The following is a 10,887-nucleotide window of genomic DNA, read 5'->3' on the forward strand; positions in this document are numbered from 1 at the left end:
CCGACCGGGAAACTGCTCGCACGCGTCATCCGTACCATCACTCCGGCACAACGATCAGCCGCGACTCCTCCTGAGGATACGGCTGATAGAGCGAGGCCACTCGAATATACGCCTGCGCATCCTCCTTCTTTTGCAGAGCAGACGCGAGGATTTTCACAACGGCTAGACTCTGGATGATCGCCTCCGTGGACACTCGTCCTCCCGCATCCGTCACCACCTTCTTGAGATCGTCGAGCAGCCCCAGAATCTTTTCGACGACACGTTGAACCCGGGGGGACTCGGAGGTGTGCTGATAAATGATGCCGCGCTGAAGCGTCTCATAAGTTTGCAGGGCGAGACTCAGTGCCGCGAGGACTTCCGAATCGGTGAGATCGGGATGGTGCTCACGACGCACCTGGACAATCGCGTGCTCGATGGTGTGCAGCAGAGGAGTCAGGGACTTGACATCCTCGATCCAGTCATCATGATCCGCCGCGATCAGAGCATTCACGAGAGCTTCCATCAGGCGCTTCCCCGTCGTCTCACGAGCATCTCGTAGATAGGGACACGCTTCGACACAGGCAATCGTCATCATGCGGTGGGTGGCACAGCACACCGAACAAATCTGCGCCCGCAGAGGTGGACAAAAGCGCTTGCCTTCTCGCTGTTGGCACTGGATGCATCGGGCCATCGGTGAGACTCCTTATCCGGCAACAAGCCGTCGCTCCGCCTGCCATACGGCGAGCGGGTTCACTCCAGCATCTCCTTGAACCGCTCGAAGAGGCTCTTGTTTTTATCCTGCTGCTTTTCTTCGAGGCGAGCCAGTTCCTCCAGCAGCTTGCGCATCTCGCGGGTGAGCCGCGTCGGCGTGACGACGCGCACCGTCACCAGCAGATCGCCTCTTCCCCTCCCCTCCAGGCGGGGCATCCCCTTGCCGTGAAGAGTGAACGTCTCTCCGGTCTGCGTGCCGGGAGGAATCTTCAGCGTCTGCTCGCCATCGAGCAGCGTGGGGATTTTGATCTCCGCGCCCAGGGCCGCTTGCGAGAAGGTCAGAGGAATCGTGCAGGAGAGGTCGCTCCCCTGGCGCTCGAAGAACTCGTGGTCGCGGACGTGAATGACGACATAAAGATCACCGGGCGGGCCGCCTCCGATTCCGGCTTCGCCTTCGCCTCTGATGCGGAGCCGAGACCCATTGTCCACGCCCGCCGGGATCTCCAGCTCCAGGCCGCGCTCCTGACGGACGCGCCCCTGACCGTCGCACTCCGAACAGGGGTTGTTCAGAACGGTGCCCACACCGTAGCAGTATCCGCAGGTGCGCGTCACCGTGAAGAAGCCCTGTTGAGAACGGATGTGGCCCGAACCGCCGCACCGCGGACAGACCACGCGCGACGATCCCGGAGCCGCTCCGGTTCCGCGGCAGGCCGAGCAGGTCTCCCATCGCGGCACGCGAATTTGTTTGGTGACTCCCCGGGCCGCTTCTTCCAGCGTGATCTCCAGGTCGTAGCGCAGGTCGGCTCCTCGCCGCGCCTGAGACCGCCGTCGCGTCGTCGTCCCGAAAATGTCGCTGAAGCCGAAGAAATCACCGAGCAACTCCTCGAACATGCTGAAGGGATCGAATCCCGCACCGTAACCGGCAGCCGCCGTCGAGCTGACTCCGGCATGGCCGAAGCGATCGTAGCGACTTCGCTTCTCCGGATCCGAGAGGACACTATACGCCTCGGCCACCTCCTTGAACTTCTCCTCGGCCTCTTTATCGCCCGGATTTCGGTCAGGATGGTATTTCAGCGCCAGTTTCCGATAGGCCGATTTGATCTCCTGCTCGGTGGCGTTGCGACTGACACCCAGAACTTCGTAATAATCGCGTTTGTTGTCCAACGTCGTTCCCCCCGTTCGATCTCCGACCGCAAGCCCCGGCGAGCGTCTCGGGGACTCCCTCCCGATCGCGCGATTCCGATCGAACGTAAGGTTTATTTTGTCGTGAGGGGAACGAAATTGCAACGGGGCCTGTCGGGGGAGCGCAGGATGCCCCGGCGCTCAACGGCACGAGGGATTGAAGCCCGTGAGTCGAAGCACGAAGGCGCGCTCGCCGAGCGCAGCTTGTTTCTCGATCTCCATCGTCACCCAGAGCGCGGGATTTAACTCGGGTTCCCTGACTGTCGGCATCGAGGCTCGAATCCCGCCGCCGGCAAACTGAATGTCCGTCGCCTCCAGCAGTCCCACGCCGAGGATCAGGACCTGCCCGCGAGACCCGGGAGCCGCTTCATCACCAAGAGAGGGCAGAAGCTGTCCCGCCGATGCAGTTCGGTCACCCCTGAGGGGAATGCTCCGCACAATGTCGGCCAGTCGCCTCCGCAGGCGATCCTCTCGATCTTTCCCCGTCAAGGGGAGCAGTTCATCACGCCCCCGTCGCACAACCGACCGGCCGCGCACGGCGACCAGGGCCGATGGGGAAGCCGGCCCCGTTTCCGTGCTGAGCAGGAGAATCTGCGGCGGAGAGACGGTGAAGACCGTCGTCCCGCTCCCGACGCGCGACCGGGGCGTGGTCACCGAAAATGTGCGCGATCCCAAAACGGCAGTAGCGGCAACCGTGAGCTGAATCGGAGCCGGCTCGTTGAGAATGAACGGCCCATCATTACGGACGATGACGCGGGCATCAATGCCGCCGGGATCATCAAATGTCACCGCCGTCAGATCACGAACGCCGACCCCTCCAACGAAGGCCATGCCGCAGGCGCCGGGCGATGCCTGACTGAGGTTGTGGCCGTCGGCGATGAAATCAATCCTCGGCGGCGTCACGGTCAAGCTCACGTTAGTGTCCGCGCTCCGAACGACTCCGGGAGGGCGGGGAATGATCAGGGAAAACGGATGCTCGCCAAGCGGTGCGGAGGAATCAATCGAAAGCTGCACCGGGATCAGCGGATTGAGCTTCTCCTGTTCTTCTGCCGGGATCGGCTCGATTGTTGCTGTTATGCCCGAGACGGCAAACTGCATCGCCGTCGCACCGCCCAACCCCGTGCCCATGACGAAGACGCGCCCTGACGTTCCCGGTGCGCCTTCGCCGCTCGGACTGAAATCACGACCGCCGAGAAAGTTATTCCCCTCCAGGAGAGCATCAATCCGAGGAGGCACGATCGTGAAAGCCACATCACGGGTGGTGACCTCGCCGCGCGCGGTGCGCAAAGTCACGCTGCGCGGTCCCGGCGCAGCATCGGAACTGATGCGCAGAGTCAGCGAGAGAGTCGGGTTGAGCGCTCTCGCGCCCTCGCTCGCCGGAGGCGGATCCACGGTGGCAGTCACGCCGCTGCCGCTCAAGCGGGCTTCCACCACCTCGTCCAGACCGATGCCGCAGACATCCACGCGACCGGACGATCCCGGTGCTCCTTCAGGATCGCCGAAATCAATGATCTCGGGCGGTTGAACAATGAAGACCACTTCGCCGCTCGTGATCGCTCCATCCGGCGTGATGAGGGTAAACCGCCGAGGACCCCAAGAAGCTCGCTCGGCGATCGTAATCTTCACCAGAAGCGACGGATTCAACCCATCCGAGCCGAGGACGCCGACGATCTCTCCCCTGACGTCCTCGTCCTCAAAGCGAATGGCCGTCGCGCCCGCCAGACCGATGCCGAAAATCTGGACGAGTCCCCGGGCGCCGGGTCGGCCACGACCGTTTCCATCACCCGGCGCGCGCGAGCAGTCGGTGGTGCTGCCGTCCCGAATCTCGGTGACCCGCGGCGGCACAATCCGGAGCACAACCGTTCCGCTGGAGATCACCGAATCGGCCGCCAGCGCGATCGGATGAATCGCCAAAGAGAGCATTACCCCGAGGTGCATCCCTGCTGTCGCTGTGAATCGAATCGGCTTCTTTCGCCGTGTGCCTGTAGCCGTGCCCGTGGGATTCATCGCACGTTCTCCTGTTGTGGCGAGCCAGAGCTTCAACGGGGTGCTACTCTACACCGAGCAACTGGCGAGGTCAACAGAAAAGTCCGGCAGGGGCCGATCTCCCCAAAGTCTCCCGCGTGCTGCCCTGCTCGTTCTTTCCGCCCGTGAGAAATCAAGCATCCCGCCCTACAGGGAGCGCGGACTTTCCAGTCTGTGAACGTCCCGCCCGTCTGCCCGTGAGAAAGCCAGCAGGGAAAAACACAATTCCGCCTCTGTGGACGGAGGATGGGCGGAGCGTGCGCTGGTTTCTCAAGGGGGGATCGCTGTGGTATATTTCCAGCGGTTGCGACGATGAAGAACAGACTCATTCTGGCAGCGACGCTGACTCTGGCGCTGGCGTTGGCCCTGAGCGCCTGGGTGGTCGAAGGAGCGCTCACGGTTGGAGCCGGCTCATCCCCTGCGCTCATCAAGCAGGATTTCCTGGAGGCACTGAACGTGGTCCGCACGCATTATGCGGACGTTGTGGATCCGGCCCGGGTGACAACAAGCGCCATTCGCGGGATGCTGGCGGCGCTCGATCCCCACTCGACCTATCTCACGCCCAAAGAATACAACGATTTCCGTCAAGAGCAGGAGAGCGAGTTTTACGGCATCGGCGTGACGATCAACCAGAGGAATGGACGGGTGTATATCCTGTCGGTCGTGCCGGGAACACCCGCGGCGCAGGCCGGACTGCGCTATGGCGATGCCATCCTGGCCGTTGACGGCGAGTCGGCCCTGGAGTGGACGACGCAGGAAGTCGCCCGTCATGTGCGCGGGGAAAAAGGCAGGCCCGTCGAACTGACCATTGAGCGCGTGGGAGAACCGGCTCCCCTGGTGGTTCGCCTCACGCGCGGATTGGTGCCGCTGCCGAGCATCCGCACGGCATTTATGATTCGCCCGGAAGTGGGTTATATCGGCCTGACCGGAGGATTCCAGAGCACGACCGCCGATGAACTGGATGACCATCTTCAGCGCCTGAAAGCTCAGGGGATGAAGTCGCTCATTCTCGATCTGCGCAATAACCCCGGGGGCTTTCTCGATCAAGCCGTGGCAGTGGCCAGCCGGTTCTTGAAACCCGGCGAGGCCATCGTCTCGATTCGCGGTCGGACGCGCGAGCGCACGTTCCGCGCTGAAGCCGATCGCACGGAAGACATGCCGCTGGTGGTGCTGATCAATCGCAACTCGGCATCGGCTTCGGAAATCGTCGCCGGCGCTCTTCAAGACCATGACCGCGCTCTGATCGTCGGGGAGACGAGTTTCGGCAAGGGATTGGTGCAAACAGTCCTTCCGATTCTTCGGGGCAGCGGAGGAGCGGTGACGCTCTCGACGGCCCGCTATTACACGCCGTCGGGCCGACTCATCCAACGCGATTATAGAACCGTCTCCGCTTATGAGTACTACACCGGACGGGGCAACGGCAAACACGGTCCGGCAGCCAAAACCGATGGCGGACGACGCGTCTACGGCGGCGGAGGTATTGATCCCGATATCGTCGTTCCGTCGCCGAACGATCCCCTGCGGTCGCAACTGTTCGGCGCGGTCTTTGAGTTCACGCGCCATCTGATGGCCGGGCGGATCGCCGGATTCGAGAACTATCGCGTCGAGAGAGCGACGCCACTGGCCCGCGAGGAAGACCTCCTGATTCCCATCAGCGATAACCTCCTTCAGGCATTCATTGACTTCGTCACGGCGCGTCCCGACTTCGGCCTCGCGGAGAAGACCATCCGGGCGCATCTGGACTATGTGAGGGACAAGCTCCAGGAGGAGATCGCCACCGCCCGCTACGGAATTGATACGAGCACCCGTCTGACATTGCTGCATGATGAACAAACGACCCGCGCCATCCAGGCTCTGCCCCAGGCCAAACAGCTCGTTGAAACCATGCGTCACGGGAAACGAGTCCGCTCCTGAGCGGCTGATGAAAGCCCACCCAAACAACCGGGCGCGTGGAAAGGTGAGCATGACGGCAGTGGGACTACTCGCGGGGTATGTAATTCTGCTGCTCACCGCTCTGAGAGAAACTCCCGGCATTCAGGTGAGCGGAGCATCCTCGAACCCGCCGGCGCGCCTGGATGAGATCATCAGTCGGCTCCAGGTGAAATACTCGCGGGTGAGAAGCCTGGCCGCCGACTTCATTCAGATGTATCGGGCTCCCGGCGTCCGGATGCGACGCGAAGAGGGTCGCGTGATTCTCGCCCGAGGACGGAAGATGCGCTGGCACTATACGAACCCGGAGGAGAAATTTTTCATCTCCGATGGCCACACGGTTTATCTCTACGTCCCGCGCGAGCGCTACGTCACCAAAGCCAGGATTACCGAACATCAGGACATCAAAGCCTCGTTTGCCTTCTTCCTGGGCGATCTTAACTTGCGCAAGATGTTCGCCCTCATCGAGTGGGCCGAAAGCGAGCCGCCGCTTGATCCCGGCGATCTCGTCCTCCGATTCATCCCCAGAAATCCCCGCCTGGGGGTCGCTGAAGTGATCGTCGAGGTCGCTCCCGAGACGCTGGAATTACGCCGCCTCTCGCTGCGTGAGTTCGACGGCGCACGGTCGGATTTTTTCTTCTCCAACGTGCGAGAGAATATCGCCGTATCCCGATCCACCTTTCTCTTTGCCATTCCGCCGGGCGTTCAGGTGGTGGAAGCCCGGTAGTGTGGGCTTTCCCGGCTCTGCCCTTTCCCGAACGGGGACGTCTGCGCTACTTTTTAGTGTAGTGCGGGCCTTCGAGCCTGTGCCCTTCGCCAGACGCGAAAGCCTGCGCTCCGTGTGGTGAGCGACGATGTTTGTTGATGTTGCAGTACCGGTGAAGATGACCGGGACGTTCACCTACCGTCTGCCCGACGGGATGGGAGCGGCGCTCGGCGCGCGCGTCGTCGTTCCGTTCGGCAAGAAGCTGATGACGGGATTTATCGTCGCCGTTCACGAAGACCTGCCGCCGGATCTCTCGGAGGTCTCGATCAAACCGATTGCGCGACTGGTGGATGAAGAGCCGCTGGTCACCGAGGAGATCCTCGATCTCACGCGCTGGGTGGCGGAGTACTACTTCGCTCCCTGGGGCGACGTCATTCAGGCCGCGGTTCCGTCCGGAATGCGCCTGGCTTCGGAAGTGAGCGTCTCGATCACGGAAGCCGGTCGGCAGGCGCTGGCGGCAATGACACCGACGCGGCTGAAGCTGTCGGCGCGCGCACAGGCGCTGGAGATGCTCGGTCAGGTTGAGTCGCTTCCCCTCACGCGATGGGAGAAGAAGTTCGGCAAGACGCGGGCGAAAGCCATTCTCCGCGAACTGGAACGGAAGGGGTACGTTCGCACCCGATATGACATCGGCGGGCCTCAGGTGAAGCCGAAGCTGCAAGAGCTGGTGGCATTATCCGATGGGCCTCGGTCGGAGACACGCCGGTCGCCTCAGGCGGCACGGGTACTCGACATCCTCGCCGCCGCCGAGCACCCGATCCCTCTGAGCGAGCTGGCCGCCCGTGCCGGAGTCACCCCCGCGCTCATTCGTCGCCTGGCCGCGCGCCAGCAGGTCACGATCCTCCGCCGCGCGATTCGACGCGATCCTTTCGTTCGCACGGGTGAGACTCCGCCGCTGCAATGGTTCGAGCTGACGGCGGAACAGGCGGCTGCTCTGGCCGAGATCGAGAAGAAGCTCGACGAAGGCACCTACGCCACCTTCCTCCTTCACGGCGTGACCGGAAGCGGAAAAACCGAGGTCTACATTCGCGCCATGCACGCCGCCCTGCGTCGCGGAAAAACGGCGCTCATGCTAGTGCCGGAGATCGCCCTGACGCCGATGCTCAGCCAGCGATTACGGTCGCATTTCGGCGAGGCCGTGGCCATTCTTCACTCCTCGCTGTCGGAAGGAGAACGCTACGACGAATGGATGCGCATTGCGCGGGGAGAGGCGCGCATCGTCCTCGGCACGCGCTCGGCCGTCTTCGCTCCCCTACGGCAACTTGGTCTCGTCGTCGTGGACGAAGAGCACGACACCTCCTATAAGCAGGACGATTCGCCCCGCTACCACGGGCGCGACACGGCCATTGTGCGGGCCCATCGCCAGAACGCCGTGGTGATCCTCGGCAGCGCCACACCGTCAATGGAGTCCTTCCACAATGTTCACCTGGGCAAGTACGTCTATCTCCCTCTGGGAGAGCGCATCGGCGGGCGACGCCTGGCCGACGTCGAAGTAGTGGATATGCGTCAGGTCTTCGCCCGACACGGCCAGCAGCGCGTTCTCTCCGAGGAACTGCTCACCGCACTCCAGCAGACGTATGAACGAGGCGAGCAGGCCATCCTGCTCGTCAATCGGCGGGGATTTTCCTCCCTCGTGCTCTGCCGTCGCTGCGGGTTGACGATTCGGTGCACCCGCTGCGATGTGACGCTGACGTATCATCGCTCGATGGAGCGGCTGATCTGCCACTATTGCAACCAGCAGAGAGCAGTGCCCACCTCCTGTCCGAGCTGCGGCGGCCAGTACATCTATTTCGTCGGCGTGGGAACCGAACAGGTTGAAGAACGGGTGAAGCGGCTCTTTCCCCAGATGCGGGTGGCGCGGCTGGACCGGGATACGGCGCGCCGTCGCGGCGCTCATGAGCAGATCATCCGCGAGTTCGCCTCCGGTGCGATTGATACTCTCATCGGAACGCAGATGGTGGCCAAGGGACACGATTTCCCCAACGTGACGCTGGTGGGAGTAATCTCGGTGGATGCGGGCCTGGGACTGCCGGATTTCCGCGCCGCCGAACGCACCTTCCAATTGGTGACGCAGGTGGCGGGTCGAGCGGGTCGAGGCGACATTCCCGGTCGCGTCATCATTCAAACGTACTATCCCGAACACTACGCCCTGCAATTTGCCCGGGCGCAGGACTACGAGGGGTTCTACCAGCGGGAGATTCAGTTTCGTCAGGCGCTGCACTATCCCCCGGTGACGACGCTCATTCAGGTGATCGTGCATCATCGGCGGGCGGAGCGGGCGCAGGCCATCGCCGGCGAGCTGGTCGCTCAGCTTCGCCGAGCGGATGCGCTCGGACAGATCCGCACGCTGGGACCGGCGCCGGCGCCGCTGGGACGATTGCGCGGAGAATATCGCGTCCAGATTCTGCTCAAAACCCGGCAGCGCATGGCCGCCCATCGCGCGCTCGAACAAGCGCTCGATGCGCTTCGCGCCAGCCGCACAGACACCCATGCCATCGCCATTGATGTTGACCCTGTGGATGTGATGTAACGCCATCTCCGCCACCAGACAGGAGAATAGACAACCATCACGAATTTACCTCTGACCGTTTTACTCCTCCAAGCATCGCACATGCTCGACCGTCTCGGTTATAACCTGAACCAAACGCTGCGCTTCGGAAGCCGGGACCCCCTCCAGGCGAAATCGTTCCGGCTCGAGGCCGAAATCTTCAAGCATCAACTCGATCGCCTCGGCGCGCGCCCTGACCCGCAAATTACCCTCCAGGTAGCGACAATCACCGGGATGGCAGCCGCAGATGAGCACGCCATCGGCGCCGCTCGTGAGCGCTTCGATGACGAAGTTGGGATGAATCATGCCGGTGCACTGCACGCGGATGATGCGGATGTTGGGCGGATACTGAATGCGCGATGTGCCCGCCAGATCCGCTCCGGCGTAGGCGCACCAGTAGCAGCAAAACGTAATGATCAGCGGTTCAAATTGTTCGTCGTTCATGGGAATCCCTTCATGAAATCCCGCGCCAACGGATAAAAGTTTCCAACGGATAAAACATCCGTTGGCACTTTTCATCCGTTGGGGATTTCACTTCGGCGAGCAACTGCTCCGGTCGGAAGTGCCAGACGTAGATCGCCTTCTTCGGGCAGGTGGCCATGGAGGTGCCACAGCCCTTGCAGATGGCCTCGTTCACTTCCACACGCTTCTTGCCCTCGCCATTCACTAAACTTCTAGCGTCTCTTCGCTCTGACACCGCTACCATTTAAGCTCATCATGAAATCCCGTCGGGAAGTGAAAACAAAGAGACTTCGTATGAAAAGAGCCGAAAAGTCGCTCCCCTCTTCACCCGCCGGACAGCTTGATGCTCTTGAGGACTTGTTGAAGGTCTTAAGCAAAGTGGTAGCTTCACATTTAATCGTGGTCATGTGCACCACCTCGCCACAAGGAGTTTGGTGGCCTGTGACGGGCTTCACGGCCGCTTTGGCGCAGACTAGGGAGGCGGCGGGGCCCGAAACCACATCAGTTTGGTAATGGTCCAACAAGGGTCGGTGATTCCGACGGCCATGGCGAGCGTTTGGTATAACCGCTTATGACTGACCACCAGACCGGGGGCGAAGGCTCCGATGCTCAGTACAGAAGTTGTAGACCGTTCCAACTAGATACAGACCCCAGTGTAGGGTCTCGGTCAGCCGGGCCAGGGTGCGGCTGCGACGGCAGAGACAGCTCAGCCATTGGTAATGCGCCGCCGGAGCCGCTCGATGAAAGCCACGTTGATGCGATGCTGCCCCCGCCTTGCTACCGGTCGATCACCGCCTGAATGTGTTCGGCGGCGCCTTGGATGAGGCGCCGTACCACTCCCACGACCGCCCTTGGGCGTACTGTTTGACAGTCTCGGCCATACCCATGTTGTTCCAGGGTCGCCACGAGGCCGCCCTAACTGGCCGTTGTTGATTGCTTGCCGAAAGACCTAGCAGACAGCGGTGATATGGGCCCGCCAGCCAGAGGATTACCTGTGGACCCTTTCTCGTCCAACATCTCATCTCTCCACAGTTTAATGAAGAGCTACTTCAAAAGGGAGACATTCTAAAAGGTGATTGTTTATTTCGTTCCACCAAGTGTATTTAATCATGTTATCATGCAAGGAATAGAAAGGAGGAGTTATGACTACCTTGCAGGAGCTCACGAAGGCGACCCGATCGGATAAGGCCGCTGAGAGGTTTTTGTTGCAGGTTGGAGTTTTGGTGCGTTATCGCTCTTGTCCCTGGTGTGGTGAGAGGAGGGTGTGGCGGGTACGGCGAGGGGG

The 10,887-nt window shown here is 61.6% G+C and carries 8 protein-coding genes; 3 read left to right on the forward strand and 5 right to left on the reverse strand.

Annotated elements, in window-relative coordinates:
* Positions 1-37: 37 nt before the first annotated feature.
* From VNM72_05775 to VNM72_05785, 3 genes are all read right to left on the reverse strand, one after another.
* Positions 38-574 (reverse strand): hypothetical protein, encoded by a 537-nt coding sequence (locus tag VNM72_05775; GenBank protein ID HXF04906.1) that lies wholly within the window; start codon positions 572-574, stop codon positions 38-40.
* A gap of 155 nt (positions 575-729) precedes the next feature.
* The gene (dnaJ, locus tag VNM72_05780) at positions 730-1,854 is read right to left on the reverse strand and encodes a molecular chaperone DnaJ (protein ID HXF04907.1); all 1,125 of its coding nucleotides are present in this window, start codon (positions 1,852-1,854) and stop codon (positions 730-732) included.
* A gap of 159 nt (positions 1,855-2,013) precedes the next feature.
* Positions 2,014-3,879 (reverse strand): hypothetical protein, encoded by a 1,866-nt coding sequence (locus VNM72_05785; GenBank protein ID HXF04908.1) that lies wholly within the window; start codon positions 3,877-3,879, stop codon positions 2,014-2,016.
* Between the two features lie 330 nt (positions 3,880-4,209).
* On the opposite strand from VNM72_05785, the gene VNM72_05790 reads away from it, so the two are divergent.
* The 3 genes from VNM72_05790 to priA all read left to right on the forward strand — a co-directional run bounded on the left by VNM72_05790 (position 4,210) and on the right by priA (position 9,122).
* Complete coding sequence (locus VNM72_05790; protein HXF04909.1) at positions 4,210-5,811, forward strand: S41 family peptidase; 1,602 nt, start codon at positions 4,210-4,212, stop codon at positions 5,809-5,811.
* A gap of 7 nt (positions 5,812-5,818) precedes the next feature.
* Positions 5,819-6,553 (forward strand): outer membrane lipoprotein carrier protein LolA, encoded by a 735-nt coding sequence (locus tag VNM72_05795; GenBank protein ID HXF04910.1) that lies wholly within the window; start codon positions 5,819-5,821, stop codon positions 6,551-6,553.
* Between the two features lie 127 nt (positions 6,554-6,680).
* Entirely contained in the window at positions 6,681-9,122 is a 2,442-nt protein-coding gene (priA, locus tag VNM72_05800) for a primosomal protein N' (GenBank protein ID HXF04911.1), read from the forward strand.
* A gap of 60 nt (positions 9,123-9,182) precedes the next feature.
* Here the strand turns inward: priA and VNM72_05805 are convergent, their stop codons facing one another.
* Together VNM72_05805 and VNM72_05810 are read right to left on the reverse strand one after the other, a co-directional pair.
* Positions 9,183-9,584: a hydrogenase iron-sulfur subunit gene (locus VNM72_05805; GenBank protein ID HXF04912.1), complete on the reverse strand. Its 402-nt coding sequence runs from the start codon at positions 9,582-9,584 to the stop codon at positions 9,183-9,185.
* Positions 9,585-9,594: 10 nt separating this feature from the next.
* Positions 9,595-9,777: a hypothetical protein gene (locus VNM72_05810; protein ID HXF04913.1), complete on the reverse strand. Its 183-nt coding sequence runs from the start codon at positions 9,775-9,777 to the stop codon at positions 9,595-9,597.
* Between the last annotated feature and the right edge of the window lie 1,110 nt (positions 9,778-10,887).

The organism is Blastocatellia bacterium (assembly GCA_035573895.1).
In the GTDB taxonomy this organism is placed as follows: Bacteria; Acidobacteriota; Blastocatellia; order HR10; family HR10; genus DATLZR01.

Bases quoted from the DNA above. Each gene is read 5' to 3' on its own strand.
- VNM72_05795 (HXF04910.1), top strand. From the start codon at position 5,819: ATGAAAGCCCACCCAAACAACCGGGCGCGTGGAAAGGTGAGCATGACG.
- VNM72_05775 (HXF04906.1), bottom strand. From the start codon at position 574: ATGATGACGATTGCCTGTGTCGAAGCGTGTCCCTATCTACGAGATGCT.
- VNM72_05785 (HXF04908.1), bottom strand. From the start codon at position 3,879: ATGAATCCCACGGGCACGGCTACAGGCACACGGCGAAAGAAGCCGATT.
- priA (HXF04911.1), top strand. From the start codon at position 6,681: ATGTTTGTTGATGTTGCAGTACCGGTGAAGATGACCGGGACGTTCACC.
- VNM72_05805 (HXF04912.1), bottom strand. From the start codon at position 9,584: ATGAACGACGAACAATTTGAACCGCTGATCATTACGTTTTGCTGCTAC.
- VNM72_05790 (HXF04909.1), top strand. From the start codon at position 4,210: ATGAAGAACAGACTCATTCTGGCAGCGACGCTGACTCTGGCGCTGGCG.